The organism is Actinoplanes sp. NPDC023801, assembly GCF_040639655.1.
In the GTDB taxonomy this organism is placed as follows: Bacteria; Actinomycetota; Actinomycetes; order Mycobacteriales; family Micromonosporaceae; genus Actinoplanes.
Window position 1 is genome coordinate 47262 of the sequence record NZ_JBFAAI010000033.1, and the last position, 23943, is coordinate 71204.

26 protein-coding genes and 1 pseudogene are annotated in these 23943 nt (G+C 71.2%); 11 read left to right on the plus strand and 16 right to left on the minus strand.

The features are described from left to right. The first annotated feature begins 51 nt into the window (after positions 1-51). Complete coding sequence (locus tag AB0G04_RS37495) at positions 52-1401, plus strand: M20/M25/M40 family metallo-hydrolase (protein ID WP_360993195.1); 1350 nt, start codon at positions 52-54, stop codon at positions 1399-1401. A 15-nt stretch (positions 1402-1416) separates the two neighbouring features. Here AB0G04_RS37495 and AB0G04_RS37500 read toward each other — a convergent pair whose 3' ends face one another. Further along, a complete protein-coding gene (locus AB0G04_RS37500) occupies positions 1417-2385 on the minus strand; it encodes a hypothetical protein (RefSeq protein ID WP_360993197.1) in 969 nt (322 codons plus the stop codon). A gap of 131 nt (positions 2386-2516) precedes the next feature. Further along, positions 2517-2885, minus strand: coding sequence for a hypothetical protein (locus AB0G04_RS37505; RefSeq protein ID WP_360993200.1), 369 nt, complete (start codon positions 2883-2885; stop codon positions 2517-2519). A 157-nt stretch (positions 2886-3042) separates the two neighbouring features. Here AB0G04_RS37505 and msrA point away from each other — a divergent pair, with 157 nt between their 5' ends. After that, positions 3043-3546 (plus strand): peptide-methionine (S)-S-oxide reductase MsrA, encoded by a 504-nt coding sequence (gene msrA / locus AB0G04_RS37510; RefSeq protein WP_360993203.1) that lies wholly within the window; start codon positions 3043-3045, stop codon positions 3544-3546. A 99-nt stretch (positions 3547-3645) separates the two neighbouring features. Then, on the plus strand, positions 3646-4890 hold the full coding sequence (locus tag AB0G04_RS37515; RefSeq protein WP_360993206.1) for a serine hydrolase domain-containing protein: 1245 nt from the start codon (positions 3646-3648) through the stop codon (positions 4888-4890). Between the two features lie 11 nt (positions 4891-4901). Here AB0G04_RS37515 and AB0G04_RS37520 read toward each other — a convergent pair whose 3' ends face one another. Beyond that, positions 4902-5582 carry a 2-phosphosulfolactate phosphatase gene (locus tag AB0G04_RS37520; protein WP_360993208.1) on the minus strand — a complete coding sequence of 227 codons (681 nt, stop codon included), beginning with the start codon at positions 5580-5582 and terminating at the stop codon, positions 4902-4904. Between the two features lie 164 nt (positions 5583-5746). On the opposite strand from AB0G04_RS37520, the gene AB0G04_RS37525 reads away from it, so the two are divergent. Then, complete coding sequence (locus AB0G04_RS37525) at positions 5747-6106, plus strand: VOC family protein (RefSeq protein WP_360993211.1); 360 nt, start codon at positions 5747-5749, stop codon at positions 6104-6106. A 13-nt stretch (positions 6107-6119) separates the two neighbouring features. On the opposite strand, the gene AB0G04_RS37530 is transcribed toward AB0G04_RS37525, so the two are convergent. Both AB0G04_RS37530 and AB0G04_RS37535 read right to left on the minus strand, forming a co-directional pair. Continuing rightward, positions 6120-7607: a gluconokinase gene (locus tag AB0G04_RS37530; RefSeq protein ID WP_360993213.1), complete on the minus strand. Its 1488-nt coding sequence runs from the start codon at positions 7605-7607 to the stop codon at positions 6120-6122. 54 nt (positions 7608-7661) lie between these two features. Then, complete coding sequence (locus AB0G04_RS37535) at positions 7662-8297, minus strand: GNAT family N-acetyltransferase (protein ID WP_360993216.1); 636 nt, start codon at positions 8295-8297, stop codon at positions 7662-7664. On the opposite strand from AB0G04_RS37535, the gene AB0G04_RS37540 reads away from it, so the two are divergent. Continuing rightward, positions 8181-8507, plus strand: a complete 327-nt coding sequence (locus AB0G04_RS37540; RefSeq protein ID WP_360993219.1) for an SRPBCC domain-containing protein — start codon at positions 8181-8183, stop codon at positions 8505-8507. The genes AB0G04_RS37535 and AB0G04_RS37540 overlap by 117 nt on opposite strands. Here the strand turns inward: AB0G04_RS37540 and AB0G04_RS37545 are convergent, their stop codons facing one another. Continuing rightward, positions 8508-8948 (minus strand): ATP-binding protein, encoded by a 441-nt coding sequence (locus tag AB0G04_RS37545; RefSeq protein WP_360993221.1) that lies wholly within the window; start codon positions 8946-8948, stop codon positions 8508-8510. A 65-nt stretch (positions 8949-9013) separates the two neighbouring features. On the opposite strand from AB0G04_RS37545, the gene AB0G04_RS37550 reads away from it, so the two are divergent. Further along, on the plus strand, positions 9014-10315 hold the full coding sequence (locus tag AB0G04_RS37550; protein WP_360993224.1) for a GAF domain-containing protein: 1302 nt from the start codon (positions 9014-9016) through the stop codon (positions 10313-10315). A 58-nt stretch (positions 10316-10373) separates the two neighbouring features. Here AB0G04_RS37550 and AB0G04_RS37555 read toward each other — a convergent pair whose 3' ends face one another. After that, positions 10374-10829: a MarR family transcriptional regulator gene (locus tag AB0G04_RS37555; RefSeq protein ID WP_360993226.1), complete on the minus strand. Its 456-nt coding sequence runs from the start codon at positions 10827-10829 to the stop codon at positions 10374-10376. Positions 10830-10927: 98 nt separating this feature from the next. Between AB0G04_RS37555 and AB0G04_RS37560 the strand changes: the two genes are divergently transcribed. Next, positions 10928-12010 (plus strand): polyprenyl synthetase family protein, encoded by a 1083-nt coding sequence (locus AB0G04_RS37560; RefSeq protein ID WP_360993229.1) that lies wholly within the window; start codon positions 10928-10930, stop codon positions 12008-12010. A 6-nt stretch (positions 12011-12016) separates the two neighbouring features. Here the strand turns inward: AB0G04_RS37560 and AB0G04_RS37565 are convergent, their stop codons facing one another. From AB0G04_RS37565 to AB0G04_RS37585, 5 genes are all read right to left on the minus strand, one after another. Beyond that, positions 12017-12607 carry a TetR family transcriptional regulator gene (locus AB0G04_RS37565; protein ID WP_360993232.1) on the minus strand — a complete coding sequence of 197 codons (591 nt, stop codon included), beginning with the start codon at positions 12605-12607 and terminating at the stop codon, positions 12017-12019. Between the two features lie 12 nt (positions 12608-12619). After that, on the minus strand, positions 12620-13756 hold the full coding sequence (locus AB0G04_RS37570) for an alkane 1-monooxygenase (RefSeq protein ID WP_360993234.1): 1137 nt from the start codon (positions 13754-13756) through the stop codon (positions 12620-12622). A gap of 273 nt (positions 13757-14029) precedes the next feature. Next, a complete protein-coding gene (locus AB0G04_RS37575) occupies positions 14030-14788 on the minus strand; it encodes an ankyrin repeat domain-containing protein (RefSeq protein ID WP_360993236.1) in 759 nt (252 codons plus the stop codon). Positions 14789-14798: 10 nt separating this feature from the next. Next, positions 14799-15122, minus strand: coding sequence for a YciI family protein (locus AB0G04_RS37580; protein ID WP_360993239.1), 324 nt, complete (start codon positions 15120-15122; stop codon positions 14799-14801). 176 nt (positions 15123-15298) lie between these two features. Then, complete coding sequence (locus AB0G04_RS37585) at positions 15299-15634, minus strand: hypothetical protein (RefSeq protein WP_360993241.1); 336 nt, start codon at positions 15632-15634, stop codon at positions 15299-15301. A gap of 261 nt (positions 15635-15895) precedes the next feature. Between AB0G04_RS37585 and AB0G04_RS37590 the strand changes: the two genes are divergently transcribed. The 3 genes and pseudogenes from AB0G04_RS37590 (at position 15896) to AB0G04_RS37600 (ending at position 18350) form a co-directional block, all read left to right on the plus strand. Further along, positions 15896-16837 (plus strand): M23 family metallopeptidase, encoded by a 942-nt coding sequence (locus tag AB0G04_RS37590; RefSeq protein WP_360993244.1) that lies wholly within the window; start codon positions 15896-15898, stop codon positions 16835-16837. A 41-nt stretch (positions 16838-16878) separates the two neighbouring features. Then, positions 16879-17822: pseudogene (locus AB0G04_RS37595) on the plus strand (FAD-dependent monooxygenase); the annotation flags it as partial. Between the two features lie 126 nt (positions 17823-17948). Further along, positions 17949-18350: a hypothetical protein gene (locus AB0G04_RS37600; RefSeq protein WP_360993328.1), complete on the plus strand. Its 402-nt coding sequence runs from the start codon at positions 17949-17951 to the stop codon at positions 18348-18350. Positions 18351-18384: 34 nt separating this feature from the next. On the opposite strand, the gene AB0G04_RS37605 is transcribed toward AB0G04_RS37600, so the two are convergent. The 3 genes from AB0G04_RS37605 to AB0G04_RS37615 are packed head-to-tail and all read right to left on the minus strand — an operon-like array spanning position 18385 to position 22906. Continuing rightward, positions 18385-20364 carry a biotin carboxylase N-terminal domain-containing protein gene (locus AB0G04_RS37605; protein WP_360993246.1) on the minus strand — a complete coding sequence of 660 codons (1980 nt, stop codon included), beginning with the start codon at positions 20362-20364 and terminating at the stop codon, positions 18385-18387. A 5-nt stretch (positions 20365-20369) separates the two neighbouring features. Continuing rightward, the gene (locus AB0G04_RS37610; RefSeq protein ID WP_360993249.1) at positions 20370-21941 is read right to left on the minus strand and encodes a carboxyl transferase domain-containing protein; all 1572 of its coding nucleotides are present in this window, start codon (positions 21939-21941) and stop codon (positions 20370-20372) included. Continuing rightward, a complete protein-coding gene (locus tag AB0G04_RS37615) occupies positions 21938-22906 on the minus strand; it encodes a hydroxymethylglutaryl-CoA lyase (protein WP_360993252.1) in 969 nt (322 codons plus the stop codon). The genes AB0G04_RS37610 and AB0G04_RS37615 overlap by 4 nt, the downstream gene beginning before the upstream one ends. A 102-nt stretch (positions 22907-23008) precedes the next feature. Here AB0G04_RS37615 and AB0G04_RS37620 point away from each other — a divergent pair, with 102 nt between their 5' ends. Next, entirely contained in the window at positions 23009-23725 is a 717-nt protein-coding gene (locus AB0G04_RS37620; RefSeq protein ID WP_360993254.1) for a TetR/AcrR family transcriptional regulator, read from the plus strand. Here the strand turns inward: AB0G04_RS37620 and AB0G04_RS37625 are convergent. Further along, positions 23693-23929 (minus strand): CDGSH iron-sulfur domain-containing protein, encoded by a 237-nt coding sequence (locus AB0G04_RS37625; protein WP_360993330.1) that lies wholly within the window; start codon positions 23927-23929, stop codon positions 23693-23695. The two genes, AB0G04_RS37620 and AB0G04_RS37625, sit on opposite strands and share 33 nt — an antisense overlap. Positions 23930-23943: the final 14 nt, after the last annotated feature.

Here is a 23943-nt window from a genome sequence, read left to right on the forward strand (position 1 = left end):
AGACATCGACGGCCATGGACATACAAGCCTCATCGGTGAAGAGTTGGAGCCATGTCTACGAGGCGTACCTTCCTGGTGGCGGGCGCGGTGACAGCCGCCGGCGTCGCCGTCCCCGGCACGGCCGCCGCTGCTGCTCCCGACCGGGAGCTGCAGCGGATCCTCCGTGAGATCGACCCAGCGCGGATCGAGGCGATCGTCCGCAAACTGGTGTCCTTCGGCACCCGGCACACCCTGTCGGTGCAGGACGACCCGAACCGCGGCATCGGCGCGGCCCGCGACTGGATCTTCGCCGAGCTGCAGCGTCACGCCGCCGCCTCCGACGGCCGGATGACCGTCGAGCAGCAGTCGTTCATCCAGCCGGTCTCCCCGCGGATCCCGGCCCCGACCCGGATCACCAACGTGATCGCCACCCTGCGGGGCAGCGTCACCCCCGAACGCATCTACGTGGTGACCGGCCACTACGACTCCCGGGTCACCGATGTGATGGACGCGGTCAAGGACGCCCCGGGCGCCGACGACGACGCGTCCGGCGTTGCGGTGATCATGGAGCTGGCCCGGGTGCTGGCCACCCGCCGGCCGGAGTCGACGCTGGTGTTCGCCGCGGTCGCCGGCGAGGAGCAGGGCCTCTACGGCTCCGACCACATGGCCCAGCAGTACCGGGACGCGGGCGCCGACATCCAGGGCATGTTCAGCAACGACATCGTCGGCACCGGCAACGCCCACGACGGCACCCGCAACGACCCGCGGACGGTCCGGCTGTTCGTCGAGGGCGTACCGACTTCGGAGACCGCCGCGGAAGCGACCACCCGCAAGAGCACCGGCGGCGAGAACGACGGTCCCTCCCGGCAACTGGGCCGCTTCGTCAAACAGGTCGAGCCGGACGGCATGAACGTGCGGGTCGTCTGGCGCCGCGACCGCTACCTGCGCGGCAGCGACCACATCTCGTTCCTGCTGCGCGGCTATCCCGCCGCCCGCTTCACCGAGCCGCGCGAGAACTTCAACCACGAACATCAGGACGTACGGGTGGAGAACGGCATCCAGTACGGCGACCTGCCGGAGTTCTGCGACTTCGGGTACATCGCCCGCGTCGCACGGGTCAACGCCGCCGCACTGTGGTCGCTGGCGCAGGCACCCGGCACCCCGAAGGGCGTGGTCATCGACACCACCCGGCTGACCAACGACACCACCCTGCGCTGGCAGATGGGCACCGAGCCGGACCTGGCCGGATACGAGGTGGTGTGGCGCGAGACGACCGCCCCCGACTGGCAGCACTCGCTGTCGGTCGGCAAGGTCGGCACGATCACCGTCGACCTGTCCAAGGACAACGTCTTCTTCGGCGTACGGGCGGTCGACTCCACCGGCCACCGCAGTCCGGTCGCCGCCCCGAAACCGTCGTCCTGACTCCCGGCCGGACGATCACCGGCCGAGTGGGATCCGGCTCAGACGTTCGCGGGCCGCCTTGGCGGCCAGGAGCACGTTCACCGACAGATCGCCGAGCCATTTCGACTCGGCCGGCATGGACACCAGCACGAGGGCGCCGAACAGCAGGTAGTAGGGGAGTATCAGGACCCACAGCGGCCCGAGTATCTGGTCGTCGCGTAGCGGGCCGAGCACCACCCGGTTCAGCGCGCTGACGAGCGCCGCGGTGACGGCAAGGGCGAGCAGCGTCGTGAGACCCGGCCGGTGCGTCACCGCCCAGAGCGGCTGCGCCACCGGGTCGGCGAGGAGCAGGAAGACCGGCACACCCAGCAGGACGCGCACGATGCCCGGCACACCCCGGCGCCGGCGAACCTCCGGTACCGGCGGCGAGTGGCGCCCCAGGTGTTCTTCGAACGGTTTGGTCCCGGGGTAGGGACTCCCCGGATCCGGGCCGCGGAATCCCGGCGGGATGCGATGGAAGTAGCTCTCCGGCCGGCCGGAGCGGATCTCGGCCTGCCGCCAGTTCCCGGTGCCACCGCAGGCGTCACAGGGCCGTTCGGCGAGCGTCTGCGGCTGCCGCACGTCACCCGGCACGTACAGCAACCAGCCGGTGCCGTCGCAGTCGTAGCACTCGCCGTTACCGAGCGGCACCATCTGCGGGCGGTGGAACGCCGGTATCGAGTCGATCCGCGGAACCACGTAATCACTGGTGGAGAGCCCGGTGTAGAGATTGGCGCCGGGTTGGCGCCGTTGCCACTCGAGATGGAGCGCGCGCCGTTCCTGCTCCGCCTCGGCGGCGGTCTCGAAGAAGACCTGGAGGTGGTTCTTGACGATGCCGTTCGGGTTCTGCACAGCGGGCGGAATCGGTTGACCCGGCCGGTACGGGAACCCGGCGAACCGTTCCCGGCGCCACGCGTTCACATGGTGGTGGTAGATCTTCGTGGCCGGCGACGCCCATACGTCCATCGACAACCTCCCTTGTGAGGGACGCTAGGCGAGGATCCCGGAGGTCGTGGATCGAGCGTTCGGGCATCAGCCGTTGCCGATCATGTACCCGGCGCCGCCGACCTGCTGACGGTTTCCGGCACCCTGCGAGATCAGTTGACGCGGATGGACCGGATGGAGTTGCCCCAGAGCATGCGCTCGATCGGTGACGTGGCGGTCGAGGGGTCCGTGGCCGCGCCCGGAGCCAGCAGCAACGGCACGTAGTGGTCGGCGGTGGGGTGGGCGATGTGCGCACCGGGCGCCTTGGTGCGGTAGTCGGTCAGCGCGTCGACGTCGCCGCGCCGCAGGGCGTCGGCGGCCCACTCGTCGAAGGCCTCGGTGTAGCCGGCCAGAGCCGGGTTACGCATGACGGCGAAGCTGTGCGTCATGAAGCCCGACCCGATGACGAGGATGCCTTCCTCGCGCAGCCCGCGCAGCCGGCGCCCGAGATCGAACGGTTTACCCGCTGAGCTGGTGTTCATGGCATCCTCCGGGCCTGCGCTGATACTTAAAGCTTTAAGTCAACGTACGCACAGAATGCTTGAACCTGCAAGTGTTCGAGAGTGTGCCCCGCCACCCGGGCATGTTCGGCGGCGTGAAAGCGTTCCCTCTCACGACGACGAAAAGAGGTGCAGCACGATGAGCACGCAGAAGGCCATCCTGGCCGGCGGTTGTTTCTGGGGCATGCAGGACCTGATCCGCAAACGTCCCGGAGTGGTCTCCACCCGTGTCGGCTACACCGGCGGCCAGGTGGCGAACGCGACGTACCGCAACCACGAGGGCCATGCCGAGGCCATCGAGATCGTCTTCGACCCGGCGGTCACGTCGTACCGGGACCTGCTGGAGTTCTTCTTCCAGATCCACGACCCGAGCACGAAGAACCGGCAGGGCAACGACATCGGTACGAGCTACCGGTCGGCGATCTTCTACGAGACCGACGAGCAGAAGGCGATCGCCGAGGACACCATCGCCGACGTCGACGCGTCGGGGCTGTGGCCGGGCAAGGTGGTCACCGAGGTGACCGCGGCCGGACCGTTCTGGGAGGCCGAGCCGGAGCACCAGGACTACCTGGAGCGCATCCCCGACGGCTACACCTGCCACTTCGCGCGCCCGAACTGGAAACTGCCGCGTCGCGCCCAGTGACCGTCCCTCGCTGACGCCCTGCCCGGTAGTGCCAGCACTACCGGGCATTGGGCAGCCTGCCGCAGTGCCCCGGCCCGGGGATTTCGCAACGATCAATGCATGACGACCGACACCACCACCACTTCCACGAAGGTACGGGCACTGCGCGGAACCGCACTCGTGCTGACCGCGACCGTCGCCCTGGCCGGCCCGGGAACCGCTGCCGCCGCAGCCGTGCGGCCGCCCGCCGACCCGGCGATGCGCGATGTCGCCCGTCACGTACTGAAGCTCGGTGTCCCCGGATATGCGGCCCGTATCGACGACGGCCGCCGGGTCGCGGTGACGGCCGCTGGGGTGGCCGACCGCCGGACGGGACGGCCGATGACCGGCCGGGACCAGTTCGAGATCGGCAGCAACACCAAGACGTTCACCGCGGTCCTGGCCCTGCAACTGGTCGACCGGGGACAGCTGGAACTGGACGCGCCGATCGAGCGGTATCTGCCCGGCGTGGTACCGGACGGGCGCCACATCACCGTCCGGATGCTGCTCAACCACACCAGCGGCCTGTTCAACTACACCGCCGACCCGGACTTCCTCACCGAGGCCCGGCAGAACCCGCAGCACGTGCACACCGAACAGGAACTGCTCGACGTGGCGTTCCGGCACGACCCCGACTTCGCGCCCGGCACGGACTGGTCCTACTCCAACACCAACTACACCGTGATCGGGGTGCTCCTGCGCGTACTGACCGGAAAGAGCCTTCCCGATCTGGTACGCGAGCGCATCGCCGCTCCGCTGGGGCTGCGGCACACCTACTTCGCCGACCCGCGCGCCACCGGCACGGGGCGCGGCTACGCGCACGGGTACGCCATCACGTACGCCGGTCCGGAGCCCGGCTGGACCGACGTCTCGGCCTGGCCGCTCGGCGGGTTCGCGGGCGCGGCCGGTGCGATCATCTCCACCCCGGCCGACCTGTCGCGCTTCTTCTCCGCCCTGCTGCGCGGTGAACTGCTGTCAGCCGGGCAGCTCGCGCAGATGAAGACCACCGTCGCGCTGCCGGCCGACTTCGGCAAGGGCGGTTACGGACTGGGCCTGATGCGTATCGACTCGCCGTGCGGCAGTGTGTGGGGCCACGGCGGCGACACGCTGGGCCATCACAGCAGCGCGGTGACGACCGCCGACGGACGCCGCAGCGCCGTCACCGACGTCACCGCCAACCTCGGCGACGCCGCCCCCAACGACGGCGTAGCCAGGTTCGTGCGGGTCGTGACGGCCGCCGACACGGTCGCCATCTGCCGGATGCTGGGGAAGCCCGCCCCGGCCGATGTCCTCGCCGCCCTGCACGGCGAACCCGCCGGCAGCTGAGAGGGGCGCTCTCAGCACCCCACCGCGGTGAGTACGACGTGGTCCTCCCGGACGTCGCCGACCATCGCGAACTCCGACCGGTCGGCATCCATGCAGAAGGCCAGATCCGCGGAGAGATCGACGACTTCGGACGCGGGCCGCCGGGCATAGGAGCGAGCATGCTCGGCGGCGCCCGCCCGGATGCCCTCCACCAGATCATGGAGTGCGGGTGCCGACCCGCGGAGCAGGGCGTCCAGGTGTCGCGCGCAGGCCCGGTCCTCAGACGTCCGGCCGGTGCGGAGCAGGGTCCATGGCCGGCCGGCGTGGTTGCCGGCGATCCACCGGGCGGTGGCACCGACGTTGCGCGCCGACACCGCGAGCAGTGCCGCCGGATCCGGGCACCGGGTGAGCCCGAGCGTGCCGTTCGAGGTCGCCTGAACCAGACGCCGGCCATCGACCGGGGCCGTCGACATCTCGTACGGCGAGTTGCCCAGGTCGAAGTCGGCGGGTCGCAGCCCACCGGTCTCCCCGGCGAGAAGCCGATCCGGGTGCCGTCGCCGCAGAGCCCGTCCCGCCCGGGCCGACGGCGCGCACGCGATGTCCGTCACGCCTCGTTCGAACGCGACCGCAGCCGTCGTGAAAGCGCGGATGACGTCGATGACGACGACGACCCGGCCGCCCGGGATCGGGTCGTCCATTCCGATGATCGACACGGCATCGCATCCTCCGACGTCACCGTCCGGGCAGCAACGGGATTTCCGGATCCGGGGCCCGTGCCGGGTTCCCGGCCGGTGCCGGGGGATTCGTTCCCCCGGCACCGATGAGTTCCGGGAGGTCGCACGGTCCACCTTCCGGAACCGACTACCCGGGAGCGCTCATGACCTCGATCCAGCCCATCGTCAGTACGCCCGACCTGCACCGGCTGCGCGCCTTCTATGAGAAGGTGCTCGGCGCGACCCAGACCCTCCGGGTACCCGGGGACGGCCCGGAGTTCTACGTCGAGCTACGGATCGGCGCGACCACGCTGGGGCTCGTGCAGAAGGACGACACCCTGATCGGCGAACCCGTGCGGATCATCCTCAGCGCCGGCGTCGCGGACGTCGACGCGCTGCTCCCGGCGGTCGAAGCAGCCGGAGGCACCGTGCCCGGAGGAGCCAACGACATGCCGTGGGGCCAGCGGGTAGCGCACGTGCTCGACCCCGACGGCAACATGCTCAACCTGACGAAGTGGCTCTGAACGCGGCCCGCCGTCAGCCGCGTACCAGCGCGTCGTACATCTCGGCGAAACGGGCGCGCCGTTGTGCGTAGTGCTCCAGGTGCGCCGGCCGGGGCTCGTATGTCGTACCGGTCGCCCGGGACGCTCGGGGTACGTCCGGGGCCAGCACGTCGAGGGCCAGCAGTGCCGTGCCGCGCTGGGTGGCGCGCCGCCGGGTCACGTGGGTGACGGGCCGCCCCAGCACGTCGGCGAGGATCCGCAGCCACTCCGGCTGGTCGTTGCTGACCCGGCCGGCGGCGGCGACCTGCACGATCTGCGGCGCGGCCGGGTGCAGCTGGTCGGCGACCCGCGCGTACGTCATGGCGACGCCCTCGAGGATGCCGCGGAACAGCGAGTCGGCGTCGGTGGCCGCGGACACCCCGTGGAACGTGGCGCGTGCTTCGCCGGCCCAGCCGGGCGCGCGTTCACCGGTGAGGTACGGCAGCACGAGTGGCGTGGCGTCGTCCGGTGGCGCGGCGAGCACGGCCGCCGGAGCCGGGCCGAGCCGCAACGTGGCCTGTGCCCAGCTGACAGCGCGGCCGACGTCGTTGATCGCCCCGCCGAGCAGTGTCCGTCCCGCGTCGACCCGGTAGTTCCACAAGCCGGACGGCAGGGGCTCGGCGGGGCCGTCGAGCAGTACCCGCAGCGCGCCGCTGGTCGCCGTCGCCGCGGTGAGGACGGTGGCGTCGGTCGCGCCGGCTCCGATGTTGCTGGCGAAGCCGTCGGTGATGACCGGGAACCACGCGGCCCGGGCCAGGGCCGGCCAGCGTGCGGGGGTCACCGACGTGGCCGGGCGGTCCATGTCCCGTGGCGCGGAGAACAGCCCGGGGCCGGTCCCGGCCGCGGCGAGCAGCTCGGTGTCGAGTTCGCCGGTGCGACGGTCGAGCAGTCCGGACCACGCCACCGTCGACGTCCCGGCGAGTGGCAGCCCGATGAGCCGGGCCAGGACGTACTCACCCAGCGACCACCAGGCCGCGGTGCCCGCGACGACGCCGGGTTGCGTCGCCTGGAGCCAGCGCAGCCGGGGAGCGTGGTAACTGGTGTGCAGACGGGTGCCGGTGCGCTGCTGAACCGCCTGTTCGTCGAGCTCCTCCCGCAGCGCCGTGACAGCGCCCGCACTACGCGAGTCGGCGTAGGTGAGGCAGGGGGTGAGCGGGCGCCCGGCCGCGTCGACCGCGATCAGCGAGGCGGCGAAGGTGTCCATCGCGACGCCGGCGATACGGGTACCGATCCGCCGGTCGCCGGTCAGCGCGTCGAGGATCCGTTCGATCTCCGCGGTCACCTGGTCGGGATCGATGATCGAGGTTCCGTCGGGAGCGACCGTGAAGGCGTGCGGAATCTTGTGCTGCAGACCTCGGACCCGCCGGCCGGTGGCGTCGTGGACTCCGCCGCGGCTGGCGGTGGAGCCGACGTCGAGCGCGAGTACCAGCGGGTCAAGGGCTGCGTCGAGGGTGACGTCGTCGATGTCGTCGATCCTGGTCATCGAAGTACCTCATACCCAGCCGCCGCGATCGGAACACGTGACGCCTGGCGGGCGTCAGAGGGCCCGATCGAAGACGATCATGTCGTGGCCGTCCCCGTGATAGCCGTCCACCGGCCCGGTCACCGTGAAGCCCATACTGCGATGGAACGCGATCGAGCCGGTGTTCACCGGAGCGGTGATGGCGCCCACCCCGGTGCATCCGGCTGCTCGGGCGCGGGCGAAGAACTCCTCGTACAGACGCCGGCCGAGGCCGGAGCCGCGGGCGGTGGGCGCGACACCGACGAAGTGGATGTAGGCGCGACCGGTCAGCGACGGCGAGTGCAGGCCGACGAGGAAACCGGCGAGCGCACCGCCGGAGTCCCGCGCGATCAGGCTCGTACGGTGGAAATGGTCGAGGAACAAGCGCGGCAGGGAGCCGGCGATCGGGCGTCCCCACCAGTCGTCGACCACCGCGATGATCTCGTCGTAGTCAGCGGGCCGTGCGGTGCTCAGGTCCAGATCCATGATCGTGATCCTGGCCGGGAGCCGGCGACGGTGTCGAGCCGCCTCGCGCTGCCGGCGTAACGTGACCGCATGCATGCGACCCGGGTCACCCGATACATCGGCGCGCCGCGTGACACCGTCTACCAGGCTCTGATCGACGCCGACGCGATCGGCCGGTGGCGCGTGCCCGACGGCATGACCGGTCATGTCCACGAGTTGGAGTTCGAGACGCCGGACCCGGCGATGCGCGGCATCATGACGATGACCACGACACTGACCGACGCCGGTGACGGCACCGAGGTCACCATCGAGCACCACGGCATCCCCGACGCCGTCACGCCCACCGACAACGAGGCCGGTACCCGCATGGCCCTGGACGCCCTCGACCGGCTGCTGAGCGGACGCCGCCCGGTCTGATCAGTGGCCGGCGCCGGGGAGGGCGAACTCGGCCCACACGTGTTTGTCGCTCGCGGTCGCGTACCAGCCGACCTGTTCGGCGAACCGTTCGGCCAGATGCAGCCCCAGCCCACCGGTACCCGGCGCACGCGGCACACCGGTGACGGGCACGGCACCGGGTTCGTTGTCGGCCACGTCCAGGATCAGGTGGCCGTCCGCGCGCAGCAACGCCACGACGGTGGGTGGACGGCCGTGCCGCAGGGCATTGCCGGCCAGTTCCGTGGCCACCAGGATCAACCGTTCCGCGAGCTCCTCCAGGGCAGCCGGATCCGGTACGGCTCTCGCGGCAACCGCCTGCTGCAACGCGATACGCAACTGCCGCAACTGCGGCGGTTGATCCAGTACCCAGCGGGCTATCTCCTCATCGATGCCTTGCGGGCGTCGCTTCTTCCACCCCGTCATGTACCCCAAGTGCCCGCTGCGGCCGCAATGATGCCCGCCGGTCGGTGTCCCCGTAGGATCCGAGGGTGAAGAACTCGCCGGCCCCCGGCCAACCCGCCATGGGCGTCACGTCGCCGCCGGACGGCGGGCCGGCCGCCGATGACGATCTGCGGGCACTGTTCGGGCAGTCGACCGCCGTTTTCGCGTCGCTGGCGGGACCCGAGCACGTGGTCGAGACGGCCAACCCGGCCTTCTTCGCCGCCATCGGTGAGGACCGCGCCCGTACCGGAACCACGATCGTCGCCCTGATGCCGGAACTCGCCGATCAGGGCTTCATCGCGCTGCTGGACGAGGTCTACCGCACCGGGGAGCCCTACACCGGCCGGGACCGCAGGATCGTACTGGGCGCCGGAGCGCACAGCCGGGAGGCGTTCTTCGACTTCACGTACGAGCCGCGGCGCAACGCCGACGGCCACGTGACCGGCATCCGGGTGATCGGGGTGGAGACTACCCAGATCAAGCAGGCACAGCGGCTGATGGCCGAGCATCGTGCCCTGTTGGAGGAGATCGCCCGTCAGGCGCCCCTGCCCGAGGTTCTCGACGGGATGGCCCGCAGCATCGAGGAGCTGGCACCGCAGGAGGTGCTGGTCTCCGTTCTGCTCGCCGACCCCGACGGCCGGCATCTCCGCCACGGTGCGGCACCGAGCCTGCCCGGTTTCTACAACGAGGCGATCGACGGGATCGCCACCGGCGAGGGCGTCGGCTCCTGCGGCACCGCGGCGTACCGGCGCGAGCCGGTCATCGTCACCGACATCGCCACCGACCCGTTCTGGGACGATTTCCGGGATCTCGCCGGGCAGGCCGGGGTGGCGGCCTGCTGGTCCATGCCGATCCTGGCCCGCGACGGCGGCCTGCTGGGCACGTTCGCCATGTACCACCGCACTGCCCGCGTCCCGCAGGACAGTGACCTCGCGCTGGCCCGGCTCTTCGCCGGCACCGCGGCGCTCGCCATCGAGCGCCACCGCATCGAGGAGGAGAAGGCCGCCGCCGAGGCACGCGCCAGGGCGGCCCACGACGCCCTGACCGAGGTGGTCCGCGCGGAACGGCAACTGCGGGCCGAGGCCGAGCAGCGCGCCGCGGCCGCCGCGGAACTTGCCGGCCGGATGCGGGCCGCGGCCATCGCCCAGGCCACCCTGCCGCATCCCGAGCACTGCCAGCTGGGCGGCGCCCAGGGATGCACCGCCCCGGCCGAGATCAAGGTCGCCGACTCGTGGGGCGACGCGGCGTGGGGCTGTCCGGAGCACGTCGAGGAAGCGATCCTCAACGTCCGGTCGGTGTTCATCGCCAGTGAGGAACTCGGCGGTCTCGGGGCCTATCTCCGCCGCTGATGGCCGGTGGCGGGCCTGCTCACCGGCACGTGCGGACCCTCGGCGCGGGGGTTCGCTGTCACGGCTGCCGGGCGTAGTCGAGCATCGCCCGGGTGACCTCGTGCAGGAACGCCGTGGCGGCGGTCGCCTGGTCGGGTGTCATCCGTGCGGCGGCTGCCTCGATGCGTTGCAGCAAGGGGAGCAGCGCCTCGACCGCCCGCTGATGGGTGTGGTCGGCCGCGACTACGGTCTGCCGGCGCCGGTCGGAGGGGTGCGGCACCCGCCGGGCGTGACCGGCGGCCTCCAGCCGGTCGACGAGTGTGGTGGCCGAGGGCGACCGGATCCCGAGGCGGTGCCCGAGCTCGGTGGGTCCGAGCCCGTCAGGGCTGCTGAGCAGGTGATCCAGCGCTATCGCGTCGGTGACGCCGACGCCCAGCCGGCGGGCGAGTCCCTGGGTGGCTTCGCCGTTGGCGCGCAGCATGTCCCGGACGGCGAGGGCGATGTCGCTGTGGGGGGCGTCCGGGGGAGTGATCACAGGAAGATCATAAACCGCTCAGGTAACGAGACAATCTAACTACTCGCGTGTGAAGATTCATGACCATGGAGACGAATCCTCGGCCTCACCCCGTTGCCGTGACCACGCCCCTGCCCCTGAAGATCGAAGACCTTCGCAGCCGGGTCCAGGAGACGATCGAGGAGTTCCTCACCACCCGGGCACGCCTGCTCACCGAGGTCAGCGACGACTGCATGCCGCTGGTCCATTACATCGCCGACCTCATGAACGGCGGCAAACGGCTGCGCGCCGCGTTTTGCTACTGGGCGTGGCGCGCCGCCGGCGGCGCCGACGAGCCGGGCATCGTCGCCGCGGCCGCCGCCCTCGAGTTCTTCCAGGCCGCGGCTCTCATCCACGACGACATCATGGATGCCTCCGACACCCGGCGCGGCGCTCCCGCGATGCACCGCCGCTTCGCCGGCCTGCACCGCGACAACGGGTGGGCCGGCGACGCCGACCACTTCGGTGTCTCCACCGCCGTACTCGCCGGAGATCTCTGCCTGACCTGGAGCGACGAGCTGTTCACCGGCAGCGGCCTGCACCCCGCCGCTGTCACCCGCGGCCGGCCCGTCTTCGACCGCATGCGGACCCAGCTCATGGGCGGGCAGTACCTCGACCTGCTCGAACAGGCCACCGCCGGCCGGCGGCCGCAGGGTGCGCTGCAGCGCGCCCGCCGGGTCGTGCACTACAAGAGCGCCAAATACACCGTCGAACACCCGCTGCTGCTCGGCGGACGGCTCGCCGGTGCGGGCGAGGACCTGCTGACCGGGTTGTCCGCCTTCGGCCTGCCGCTCGGCGAGGCGTTCCAGCTGCGCGACGATGTCCTCGGCGTGTTCGGTGACACCGGCCGGACCGGCAAACCCGCCGGCGACGACCTTCGAGAAGGCAAACGTACGGTCCTGATCGCGCTGGCCCTCGACCGGGCCCGCACCGCCGAGCAGGCCACGATCCGGGCGCTGCTCGGCGACCCCGATCTCGACGCCGGCGGGGTCGGCGCTCTGCGGCAGGTCATCGTCGGCACGGGTGCCCTGGCCGCGGTCGAGGACATGATCGCCGGCCTGCTGCAGCGGTCGTTGTCCGCGCTGGACGGCCTGCCGGTCGACGAGAACAGCCGGTCCGTGCTCGCCGCGCTCGCGCAGGCCGCCACCGGCCGTACCTCCTGACGGCCTCTACCGCAGCAGCCGCACGAACACCTCGGCCAGTGCGGTCGCCGCGTCCTCCGGTGACCCGGTGGGCAGCACGATGTGGCTGACGGTCAGCCGGACGACGGACTCGCCGGCGACCGCCACCACGGCCGCGTCGGTGCCGGGCAGGTGCGCGGCCGCCCACTCCTCGATCACCGCGCGGGCGGCCGCGAGCACCAGACCGGACCGGGTGGTGAGGTACGGCAGCAGTTCGTCGGCGCCGCCACGTGCGCTGGTCAGGATGGATCTGATCAGCGGGTTACGGGCGGCCTCGGTCAGCGTGTACGAGATGGCCGCGTACCCGGCGGCGCGAACGTCGGCACCGTGATCCAGCAGGAGGGTACGAACGGTGGACGTGAACTGCTCGATCTCGCGTACCGCCAGTGCCTCGGCCAGCCCGGTCCGTCCCTCGAACTCGTTGTAGACCGTCTGCCGGCTGACTCCGGCGGCACGGGCCACATCGGCCATGCGGACCTTGTCCCAGCCGTGGGCCACGGCAAGGTCACGGGCCGCGCTCACCAGCGAGTCGCGGAGCCGGGCGCGGGTGGCGTCGCGGTACGAGAGGGTGGTGTCCATGGCCCGGCCAGTCTAGGACCTCCCGGCACGGGCAGGCCGATAGCCGGCGGCGGTGTTGGCGAGGCCCGCGTCTCCGCCGTAGTGGGCCAGCACCCGTGGATCCATGACGCGCCGCCAGAGCGGCGGAATCAAGGCGGTCAGCAGCATGGTGGCGTACCCGGCCGGCAGCTGCGGCGAGACGTCGAAACTGCGCAGCGCCTGGTAGCGGCGCAGCGGGTTGGCGTGATGATCGCTGTGACGCTGCAGCTGGAACAGGAACACGTTGGTGGTGAGACGGTCGCTGTTCCAACTGTGCCGGGGATCGACCTTCTCGTACCGTCCGGCGGCGTTGCGCTGACGCAGCAGCCCGTAGTGCTCCAGGTAGTTGACCGCCTCCAGCACCGAGAATCCGACCACGGCCTGCAGGATCAGGAACGGTACGACCCCGAGGCCGAAAGCCCACGTCAGCGCCGCGAAGAGGACGACCGTCATGGCCCAGGCGTTGAGGATGTCGTTGCCCGGGCGCCACGGACTGCGCCCGCGCAGCCGGTGCCGGGACGTCTCCAGGCGCCAGGCCGAGCGCAGGCTGCCGGCGACGGTCCGCGGCCAGAAGCGCCAGTAGCTCTCGCCCAGCCGGGAACTGGCCGGGTCCTCAGGGGTGGCGACACGCACGTGGTGGCCGCGGTTGTGTTCGACGAAGAAGTGGCCGTAACCCGTCGGGGCCAGCGCGATCTTCGACAGCCACCGCTCGACGGTCTCCCGTTTGTGGCCGAGCTCGTGGGCGGTGTTGATGGCGATGCCGTTGACCAGCCCGGCGGTCAGCACCAGCCCGGCGGCGCCCACGACACCCGGGTCACGGGTCCAGGCGGCACACGTCACCGCGAGGGCGCCGTACTGGGCGGGCAGGAACAAATAGGTGATCCAGCGGTAGTAGGGGGAGGCCTGCAGGGCCGGGACGGCCTCCTCGGGCGGGTTGGCGCGGTCGTCGCCGACGAGCAGGTCGATGACGGGAATCAGGCCGAGGATGACCACCGGCGTCAGCCACCATGCCCACGCCGATCCCGTGGCGGTGCCGATGAGCAGCGCGGTGAAGGGAAGGGCGGGGACCACGAGGGCGAGGGGCCAGAGCGGGCGCTTGGTGTCGCGCCACAGTGTTGCGTCGACGTCCATGGGCCAATCGTTTACACGAAAGCCATCCGTGTCAATACACCTGCTTCGGAGCTGCGAGAATATCGTTGTCGTCAACGGGCGCCGGCATGGCCGGATGGAGTCGGAGGTTGCCGTCCTGCGCCCGGCGATGCACGCCTCCTCCCGAGTTCCGTGAGGAGAGGGCTGACCGATCAGATGGAGGCCGAGGACCGGGAGCCGGTACGGCCACGCGGTGCGAACAGGGCGGCGTACCGCACGGGGCAGGCGCCGGCTGCCGGACGACGCCGGTGAGGGCTATCGTTGATCGAGCTCGGCGGCGGTCATGGCGCCCCGGTCGCGCAGCCAGTCCGCAAGCCTCCCGGCGTCGCTGCGGTGCGCCGCGTCCAGCGGGGTCAGCCGTTCCCAGCCGGGGATCCGGTTGAGCTCGGCGCCCTCGTCGAGCAGAGAAGCCGCCGCCGTTTGCTGTCCGCCGTGGCAGGCGCCCCACAGCGCGTCGCTGATCTCGGCGGGCGCCGGGCGTCGCGGGCCGGTGAGGCAGTCGTGCAGCCGGTCCATCAGGCCCAGGGCCGCCGCGTGCCACAGGGTGGTGCGCGCCCCGCGTTTGACCAGTCGTCGCGCGGCCCGCCATTGGGCGAACGCGACCGCGTCGTCCAGCGGTGTCCCGCCGCCGATCACCGCGCCGGGGGCGTCGATGTCGGCGCCCGCGTCCAGCAGCGCGTCCAGGGCATCGACGTCGTCACAGCTGGCCGCCCAGTGCAGCGGGGTCTCGGTGTGCGGCCCGATGAACCGGGCGTCCACCTCGGCGCCCGCGGCCACCAGCGCCGTCACCGTGGCGACGGCATCCGGGAAGTGCCCCGGCCAGTCGGTCACCACATGCAACAGACTCCGTGACGTCGTGCCGTCCTCGTCCACCAGCCGGGCCGTCGCCAGCCGGGGATGCTCGGCGAGCAACTCGCGCAGCACACCCCGGTCGCCGGTGCGGATCGCCCTGACGGCGGACGCGGCGACCGGATGCGCGGCGTCGAGGACCAGCATGTCGCCACGTGCTGTCACATCGGCAACCCTAGTCCTGCAGCGGCCAGACCTCGACCACGCCGCCGGCGACCGCGCAGGGAGCCTGCGACGCCAGCTCGACGGCGTCGGCGAGCGTCGGTGCCTCAATGACGGCGAACCCCGCCACCGGAAGGCCGGAGGACAGGAACGGCCCGGTCTTCGTGATCGTCCCGGTGGCCTGGTGATTGCGCACCTGCACCGGCTCCCCGGCGCGGCCCATGACGACCCCGCTGCGCTGCAGCCGCGCGTCGTGCTCGTGCGCCGCGTCCCGCGTCGCCGCGTCGGTGCTGTCGTAGCCGGCCTGATCGCCGTATCCGATCGTCACGAACCTCATAGCCGTGGCCCTTTCCTCAGACTGATTGTATTTTGCAACTGGTCCAACCGTAGGCAAACCAATTGCAAATCGCAACCGGATCGAGGTGTCATCCGCTCAGCGACTGACGGGCCGGAGCACCGGTGCGGTCAAAGGTGGTGGTGTACCAGCCGGTCGAGGGCGACCGGCCGCCCCGGTCATTCGTACGGGTCCGGCAGATTGATGACGACGACCAATGCGCACGCCATCGCCAGCAGCCAGCCGGCCATGACATACAGCGGCAGGGTCTGGTGCCGCGCGGAGCCGGGTCCGAGGCGGCGGTGCTCGAGCGCCCGCCCGGTGACGACCGTGGCCACCAGGACCGCGACGGTCAGCAGGAAGACCAGAAAGGTGTTGCGATCGAATCGGGTGACGGCGGCTGCGCCGGCGTAGACGCCCACCATGATCAGGGTGACTGTCCACCGGACCGACGGGATCCGGGACATCCACCACCAGCACAGCCAGATCGGCACAACGGTGATCACCGCGAACATGGACAGCACGACACATCGTGGCCCATCCGGGTGGCCCATGCTGTCCCGTCGGCCACGCAGCCTTCGACGGCGGCGGACACGCTCTGCAGGAGGTGACACCTGTCGAGGCCGGCACCGACCGCGGACACCCGAGATCTGCCGAACAGTGTGTGAAGGAGGAGGGCAGGTAGCAGCATCAGGCACTGGCTTCAAGGAGTTGGTGGGCAACACGCCGGCCCTTCCTCGAGCCGACGCTCGAAGTCCAGCAGCGGGGGAGCCACGATGTCGCAATGTGCACCGGTTCGGTCTGGAGCAGCCCGGTCGGGCGCGTACCGGAGACTGGTCGCGATCGAACGAGTCCTGCTGGACCCCGAGGCCCGCACGTTCAGCCGGGTGCTGGCACCCGGCGGGTCCGGTTCGCTGCTGCTCGATGTCACGGTGGCGGCCGGTGCCCGGGTGCCGGCCCGGCTGATCCACCGCTTCGATGTGTCCGGAACCGCCGACCGGACCGTGCGTGGCGCTGCGACGGAGGTCGACCGGCGTGAACCCCTGCGCCTCAGCCCTCCGCTGCGGGGCAACGGATACGCCGTGTACGGATGCTGCCGCCCGCCGTTCGTGCACCGCCTGGCCGTCATGGAACTCGGCGGCAGCACGTTCGCGGCCCAGCGGTACGCGATCGACTTCGTCCGGACCAACGGCGGTGTGGCCAGTTACGCCGGTGACCAGGACCGTAACGAGAGCTACTTCATCTTCGGCGACGGCGTCACGGCGGTGGCCGACGGCCGGGTGCTGGCGGTCCGGGAGGGCGTGCCCGCGAACACGCCGCAGAAGCTACCGCCCCGCACCGGACCCGGAAACCTGACCGGCAACTTCGTGATCCAGGACCTCGGCGGCGGGGCGTACGCGCTGTACGCCCACATGCAGAGCGGCAGCCTGCGGGTCCGGCCGGGGGACCGGCTCACCCGTGGGCAGACGATCGGCCTGGTCGGCAACAGTGGCAACTCGACCGAGGCGCACCTGCATTTCCACGTGGTCGACAGCCCGAACCTGCCGTTGGGCGTGGCCGGCGACAGTGTTCCGTACACGTTCGACCACTTCCGGCTCCAGAACCGGATCACCGGGCTGGACGGCGAACCGGAGGCGCCGGTACGGGTGGCCGCCCCGTCCGCACCGGACCGGACCGGGCAGTACCCGCTCACCGGCGACATCGTCGATTTCCGGTGAAGCCGGCGGCCGGAGGTGCCGAGGCTTCCACGGATGTCCTCGTGGCCGGTGCCGGCCCGACCGGCCTCACGCTGGCCTGCGAGCTCGCCCGTCGTGGCGTGGCGGCGCGGATCGTCGACCGGGTGCCGGAGTTCCCCACCGGCTCCCGGGGGAAGGGACTGAGCCCACGCAGTCAGGAGGTGCTGGACGATCTGGGGGTCGCCGGCCGGATCCTGGCGTCCGGTGTCAGCCACCTCCGGCACCGCAAGTACCAGGGGACCGAGGTGATCGCCGAGGTCGATCCGCAGGCCGGTCAGCTGCCCACGCCGGACGTCCCGTACCCCGCGGCCCTGATGATCCCGCAGTGGCGGGTGGAGCAGATCCTGCGCGAGCGGCTGGAAGCCCTCGGCGTCACCGTCGAACGGGGCGCCGAGCTGCGCGACTTCCAGCAGGACGCCGATGGAGTGACCACGACGGTCGGTGAGGAGCGGATCCGGGCCCGGTACCTGGTCGGCTGCGACGGTGGCCGGAGCACCGTCCGCAAGGCGCTCGGCCTGCCGATGCGGGGCGAGACACCGGACATGCAGGTCATGGCCGTCGGTGACGTCCGGGTCGAGGGGCTCGGCCGCGACGCCTGGCATCAGTGGTTCACCAACGACGGGTCGTCATGCTGTGCCCGCTGCCGGGCACCGACGTGTTCCAGATACAGGCGTCCCCCGAACTCGACGTGGACGGTGCGCCGCTCGAACCGACCCTGGAGCGGTTCCGGCAGACCTTCGATCGTGTGGCGGGGCTGCCGGGTGTGCGATTGCACGAGCTGGCGTGGTGCTCGACGTACCGCGTCAATGTCCGGATGGTCGACCGGCTCCGGGTGGACCGGGTGTTCCTCGCCGGGGACGCGGCCCACGTGCATCCGATCGCCGGTGGGCTGGGAATGAACAGCGGGATCCAGGACGCGTACAACCTGGGCTGGAAGCTCGGGCTGGTGGTTGCGGGGAAGGCCGCCCCGGCGCTGCTGGACACGTATGACGAGGAGCGGCTCCCGATCGCGAGCTGGCTGCTGGACATCACCTCGGAGCGGCTCGCCGCGGTCCTCGACGCCGTCAAGGAGAAGGGTGGTGGTCTCGACGCGGTGGCCTCGCCCGAGTTGACCCAGTTGGCGCTCCGGTATCCGTGGAGCCGGCTGTCCCGCCAGGCCGGCCGGTCCGCCCGGGTTCAGCCGGGGGACCGGGCGCCGGACGCGCCGCTGTATGACGCCGCCGGCGCGCCGATCCGCCTCTTCGATCTGTTCCGCGGTCCGCGATTCACCCTGCTCGGCATCGGTGAACACAGTGTTCCATCGCTTGACGGTGTGGATCCCGCGATCGTCGGCTCCTGGGAGGTCGGGCCGGGCGGCCTGCACGACCATGGCGGCCATGCAGCGCACGCCTACGGCGCGGACACCCTGGTCCTGGTACGCCCGGACGGCTACGTCGGCCTGATCGCCGAGCCGGGGGACGGCTGTAGCGTCCGCGACTACCTGCGCGCGCTGTGAACAGGCCGGCCGGGACCGGCCCGGGATGCGGGCGTCATCCGGCGTCGGTGGCGGCCGGCTCGATGACCAGGATGACGGCGTCCTTGGCGACCGCCGCGCCGACCCGTGCCCGCAACTCGGTGACCGTGCCGTCGACCGTGGCGGTGAGGGCGTGTTCCATCTTCATCGCCTCCACCACGGCAACCGTCTGGCCGGCCGTGACCCGGTCGCCCTCGGCGACGGCGACGACCGTGACCGTGCCCGGCATCGGCGACAGGATCGGCCCGCCCGCGCCACCGGTGGCCGTGGCGGTGCTGTCCAGCGCCTCATGGTCCTGCAGCGCCCAGGTGTGCCCGTCGCGTCCGATCCACAGCACACCGCCGGGGTCACGGGCGTACGCGTAGGTGCGGGTGACACCGTCGTGGGTGTGCCGGCCGCCGGGTGCGGTGGCGATGCGGACCGGCGGCCGTCCGTCGATGGTGATCTCGGCGTCGGCGGCCCGGCCCCGGTAACGGATCTCGATCGGTTCGCCGCCGGCGGCGCTGATCCGCCGGGTGGTCCAGGCCCGGTCGCCGAGGCGCCACCCGCCGGGGAGGTCGAACGGGTCGGCGAGCGCCGGCGCGGCCGGTTCGAGGTCGAGCATGGCCAGGCCGGTGGCGAAGCCGAGCACGTCGTCGGGCAGTCCGGTGCCGGTGAGGTCGTCGAGGCGGCGGCCGACCAGCCCGGTGTCGAGGTTGCCGGCCCGTACGTCCGGGTCGGACAGCAGCGCCCGCAGGAAGCCGATGTTGGTGCCGAGCCCGAGCAGTACCGTGCCGGCGAGCGCGGCGTCGAGGCGGTGCAGGGCCTCGGCGCGGTCCCGGCCGTGCGCGATGATCTTGGCGAGCATCGGGTCGTAGTCGGAGCCGACGACACCGCCCTCGGCGACACCGGAGTCGACGCGGACGCCGGCCGGCTCGCGCAGTGCCAGGATCCGGCCGCCGGTCGGCAGGAAACCCGCGGCAGGGTCCTCGGCGTACACCCGTACCTCGATCGCGTGGCCGTCGGGGCGGAGCTCGCCGGGCCAGGGAGCCACCTCGCCGGCGGCGATCCGCAGCTGTGCCTCGACCAGGTCCACGCCGTACACCTGCTCGGTGACCGGGTGCTCGACCTGCAGGCGGGTGTTCATCTCCATGAAGTACCAGTCGTCGGGGCGGTCCCCGGCCACGATGAACTCCACGGTCCCGGCGCCGACGTAGCCGCAGGAGCGGGCGGCGTCGCAGGCGGCCGCACCCATGGCCTGCCGCTGTGCCTCGGTGAGCAGCGGTGACGGAGCCTCCTCGACGATCTTCTGATGCCGCCGCTGCAGTGAGCACTCACGTTCGCCGAGGTGGGTGACGTTGCCGTGCCGGTCGGCGAGCACCTGGATCTCGATGTGCCGTGGCGTGGTGATGAGTCGCTCGGCCAGCAGCGTGTCGTCGCCGAACGAGCCGCGGGCCTCCCGCCGGGCACTGGCCAGAGCGGCCGGCAGGTCGTCGGGCCGGTGCACCTCGCGCATGCCCTTGCCGCCGCCGCCGGCCGACGGTTTGAGCAGGACTGGATAGCCGATCCCGGCGATCGCGGCGGTGAGCTCGTCGTCGGACAGCCCGGTGCCGTCGGAGCCGGGCACCACCGGCACGCCGGCCTTGGCGACGGTCTGCTTGGCGCGGATCTTGTCGCCCATCGCGTCGATGGCGGCGGCCGGCGGTCCGATGAAGGTCAGGCCGGCGGCCTCGCAGGCGGCGGCGAAGGCGGTGTTCTCGGACAGGAAGCCGTAGCCGGGGTGGACGGCCTGGGCGCCGGTGTCACGGGCGGCGGCGATGATGGCGTCGATCTTCAGGTACGACTGGGCGGCGGGCGCCGGCCCGATGCGTACCGCGATGTCGGCGGCGGTGACGTGCGGGGCGTCCCGGTCGGCGTCGGAGTACACCGCGACCGAGCGGATCCCGAGGCGCCGCAGCGTGCGGATGACGCGGACGGCGATCTCTCCGCGGTTGGCGACGAGAACGGTGGAGAACATGGCCCTCACATCCGGAAGACGCCGAACGCCGGTTCGGCGAGGGGCGCGTTGGCGGCGACGGACAGGGACAGGCCGAGCACGCTACGGGTGTCGGCCGGGTCGATGACGCCGTCGTCCCAGAGCCGTGCGGTGGAGTAGTACGGGTGGCCCTGGGTCTCGTACTGGGCGCGGATCGCGTCCGGGTCGGCACCGGAACCGACCGTGCCCAGCACGGTGGCGGCCTGTTCACCACCCATCACCGAGATCCGCGCGTTGGGCCACATGAACAGCAGGCGAGGCGAGTACGCCCGTCCGCACATCGCATAGTTGCCGGCGCCGAACGAGCCGCCGATCACCACGGTCAGTTTCGGCACCCGGGTCGTGGCGACGGCGGTGACCAGTTTGGCGCCGTGCTTGGCGATGCCACCGGCCTCGTACTCGCGCCCGACCATGAACCCGGTGATGTTCTGCAGGAACACCAGGGGGATGCCGCGCTGGTCGCACAGCTCGATGAAGTGCGCGCCCTTCATGGCCGACTCGGAGAACAGCACCCCGTTGTTGGCCACGATCCCGACCGGGTGGCCGTGGATGTGCGCGAACCCGGTCACCAGCGTGGTCCCGTAATCGGGCTTGAACTCGCCGAACCGGGAGCCGTCGACGACGCGGGCGATGACCTCGCGGACGTCGTAGGGGATCCGCGGATCGGTCGGCACCGCGCCGTACAACTCGGCCGGGTCGACGACCGGCTCCTCGACCGGCACGCGCTGCCACGGCGCCGTGGTCCGCGGGCCGAAGGTGGAGACGATCGACCGGACGATGCGCAGCGCGTCGGCGTCGTCGTCGGCCAGGTGGTCGACGACTCCGGACGTCCGCGCGTGCAGGTCGCCGCCGCCCAGCTGCTCGGCAGTGACGACCTCGCCGGTGGCGGCCTTCACCAGCGGCGGACCGCCCAGGAAGATGGTGCCCTGCTCGCGGACGATGACGGCCTCGTCGGACATGGCCGGAACGTAGGCGCCCCCCGCGGTGCAGGAGCCGAGCACCGCCGCGATCTGCGGGATCCGCCGCGCGGACAGTTGCGCCTGGTTGTAGAAGATCCGCCCGAAGTGGTCGCGGTCCGGGAACACCTCGTCCTGTTTCGGCAGGAACGCCCCACCGGAGTCGACCAGGTAGATGCAGGGCAGCCGGTTCTGCAGGGCCACCTCCTGTGCCCGCAGATGCTTCTTGACCGTCATCGGGTAATACGTGCCGCCCTTGACGGTCGCGTCGTTGGCCACGATCACGCACTCGCGCCCGGCGACCCGGCCGATCCCGGTGACCATGCCGGCCGCGGGCGCCTGGCCGTCGTAGAGGCCGTGCGCCGCCAGCGGGGACAGCTCCAGGAACGGCGACGACGGGTCGAGCAGGGTGTCGACCCGGTCGCGGGGGAGCAGTTTGCCGCGTTCGACATGCCGGATGCGTGACTTCTCCGGCCCGCCGAGCCGGGCTGTGGCCAGCTCGGCGTTCAGGTCGGCGACCAGGGTGCGATGGGCCTCGGCGTTGCGGGCGAACTGCTCACTGCCCTGGTCGGCACGCGTGCCCAGGACCGGATGTGCCGTCATCGGTTCTCCTTCTCGGTGCCGGTGCCGGTGCCGGTGCCTGTTCCGGCGAGCGCGGTGACGGTGCGCGAGGGGCTGGGACGGCCCAGCCGCTCGGCCATCCAGACGCTGGTCTCGACCAGTTTGCCCAGGTCGACACCGGTTTCGATGCCCAGTCCGGCAAGCTGCCAGAGCAGGTCCTCGGTGGCGAGGTTGCCGGTGGCGCTCTTGGCGTACGGGCAGCCGCCGAGGCCGCCCGCCGACGCGTCCACGGTCGTCACCCCACGCTGGAGGGCGGCGAGAGTGTTGGCGAGGGCCTGCCCGTACGTGTCGTGGAAGTGCACCGCGACGGCCGGCATGCCGATGCCGGCGGCGGTCAGCGCGTCCAGCAGTGTGCCCACCCGCCCCGGGGTGGCCACGCCGATGGTGTCGCCGAGACTGAGTTCGGTGCACCCCATCGCCATCAGGTGCCGCGCCACGCCGACCACCTGCCGGACCGGAACCTCGCCCTCCCAGGGGTCACCGAAACACATGGAGAGGTACGCTCGGACGTGCAGGCCCTCGCGACGGGCCCGCTCGACGACGGGCGCGAACATGGCCAGCGACTCGTCGACGGTCCGGTTCAGGTTGCGCCGGGCAAACGTCTCGGTGGCGCTGGCGAACACCGCGATGTCGCGGACCCCGAGGGCGAGGGCCCGGTCCAGGCCGCGCTCGTTGGGCACGAGCACCGGATAGCGAACGCCGTCGGTGAACGTGAGCCGTTGCAGCAGCTGCTCGGCGTCGGCCAGCTGAGGGACCCATTTCGGGTGTACGAAGCTCGTCGTCTCGACGACGGTGTGACCGGCGTCCACGAGCCGTTCGACGAACTCGGCCTTGACCTCCACGGGCAGTGGCAGCGCCTCGTTCTGCAGGCCGTCGCGGGGTCCGACCTCGCAGATCGTGACCCGGGCCGGCAACCCGGGCAGTGGTGTGACGCCGTATCCGCTCACAGCGGTACCTCCCGACCTAGCGCTCGCTGGGACCATAACTGACCGCACGTACGGTCAACAAGGTTATGGTGGAAGCCGCGGTGATCTTCGTATAGTGGGCGGGTGACCGGCCGGCCCGCACGCGCAAGCTCCCGCGACGCAATCCTGCGAGTGTTCGCCGAACACGTCGCCCGGCACGGCTACGCCGACACCAGCCTCGGCGACATCGCGGGCGAGCTCGGACTGAGCAAGGGCACCATCGTCCACCACTTCCGCAGCAAGGAAGCGCTGCTCGGCGAACTGCACGAGGCGTACTTCGCGCGGCGCTTCGCCGAGGCCCGGTTCATCCTCGCCGAACTCGAGGACCCGGTCGCCCGCCTCGTCGCGATGATTTACGCCCTGCTCGCCGCCCACCGCGACGACCGGGCCGCCAGCCTGGCCTGCCTGCGCGAACTGATCCGCTACTTCGAGGGCGAACTGCACGACTTCGTCCGCAAACAGCGCGTCGACTACACCCAGATCGTCGTCGACATCCTGCGGGACGGCGCGCAGCGCGGCGTACTGCAGACCACCGACCCGCGCATGACCGCCTTCCACATCTTTGGCATGTGCAACTACGCCTGGACCTGGTACCACCCGGACGGCCCGCAGAGCGTCGAGGAGATCGCCGGGCGCTTCGCCCGGGAGCTGCTCGGCGGGCTCGTCGGCACCCCGGACGCCGGTGCCGCCTTGGACGACCGGATCACCGAGGCGATCACGACCGTCCAGCGCGCCCCGGGGCGGCTACCGTCCGTCGAGGGCGCCGCGTCACGCCCCGTCGGTGTCCCCGGTGCGCGGTGACGGGGTGTCACGTCCGGTTCCGGCCTTGAACCGGAACGTCTTGTGCGTGCCGTCGCAGAACGGCTTCACCGCTGACTTGCCGCAGCGGCACAGGGCGATCGTGCCGCGCGCCGGATCGATCGGTTTGCCGTCCGGGGTGCGCAGTTCGAAGTCCCCGCGCACGATCAGCGGGCCGTCCTCGTACGGAGTGATGATCGACGTCATGGTCATGTGAATCT

Bases quoted from the DNA above. Each gene is read 5' to 3' on its own strand.
- AB0G04_RS37625 (WP_360993330.1), bottom strand. From the start codon at position 23,929: ATGACGTCGATCATCACTCCGTACGAGGACGGCCCGCTGATCGTGCGC.
- AB0G04_RS37590 (WP_360993244.1), top strand. From the start codon at position 15,896: ATGTCGCAATGTGCACCGGTTCGGTCTGGAGCAGCCCGGTCGGGCGCG.
- AB0G04_RS37505 (WP_360993200.1), bottom strand. From the start codon at position 2,885: ATGAACACCAGCTCAGCGGGTAAACCGTTCGATCTCGGGCGCCGGCTG.
- AB0G04_RS37605 (WP_360993246.1), bottom strand. From the start codon at position 20,364: ATGTTCTCCACCGTTCTCGTCGCCAACCGCGGAGAGATCGCCGTCCGC.
- AB0G04_RS37610 (WP_360993249.1), bottom strand. From the start codon at position 21,941: ATGACGGCACATCCGGTCCTGGGCACGCGTGCCGACCAGGGCAGTGAG.
- AB0G04_RS37525 (WP_360993211.1), top strand. From the start codon at position 5,747: ATGACCTCGATCCAGCCCATCGTCAGTACGCCCGACCTGCACCGGCTG.
- AB0G04_RS37585 (WP_360993241.1), bottom strand. From the start codon at position 15,634: ATGTTCGCGGTGATCACCGTTGTGCCGATCTGGCTGTGCTGGTGGTGG.
- AB0G04_RS37545 (WP_360993221.1), bottom strand. From the start codon at position 8,948: ATGACGGGGTGGAAGAAGCGACGCCCGCAAGGCATCGATGAGGAGATA.
- AB0G04_RS37570 (WP_360993234.1), bottom strand. From the start codon at position 13,756: ATGGACGTCGACGCAACACTGTGGCGCGACACCAAGCGCCCGCTCTGG.
- AB0G04_RS37500 (WP_360993197.1), bottom strand. From the start codon at position 2,385: ATGGACGTATGGGCGTCGCCGGCCACGAAGATCTACCACCACCATGTG.
- AB0G04_RS37540 (WP_360993219.1), top strand. From the start codon at position 8,181: ATGCATGCGACCCGGGTCACCCGATACATCGGCGCGCCGCGTGACACC.
- AB0G04_RS37535 (WP_360993216.1), bottom strand. From the start codon at position 8,297: ATGACCGGTCATGCCGTCGGGCACGCGCCACCGGCCGATCGCGTCGGC.
- AB0G04_RS37580 (WP_360993239.1), bottom strand. From the start codon at position 15,122: ATGAGGTTCGTGACGATCGGATACGGCGATCAGGCCGGCTACGACAGC.
- AB0G04_RS37515 (WP_360993206.1), top strand. From the start codon at position 3,646: ATGACGACCGACACCACCACCACTTCCACGAAGGTACGGGCACTGCGC.
- AB0G04_RS37495 (WP_360993195.1), top strand. From the start codon at position 52: ATGTCTACGAGGCGTACCTTCCTGGTGGCGGGCGCGGTGACAGCCGCC.
- AB0G04_RS37530 (WP_360993213.1), bottom strand. From the start codon at position 7,607: ATGACCAGGATCGACGACATCGACGACGTCACCCTCGACGCAGCCCTT.
- msrA (WP_360993203.1), top strand. From the start codon at position 3,043: ATGAGCACGCAGAAGGCCATCCTGGCCGGCGGTTGTTTCTGGGGCATG.
- AB0G04_RS37565 (WP_360993232.1), bottom strand. From the start codon at position 12,607: ATGGACACCACCCTCTCGTACCGCGACGCCACCCGCGCCCGGCTCCGC.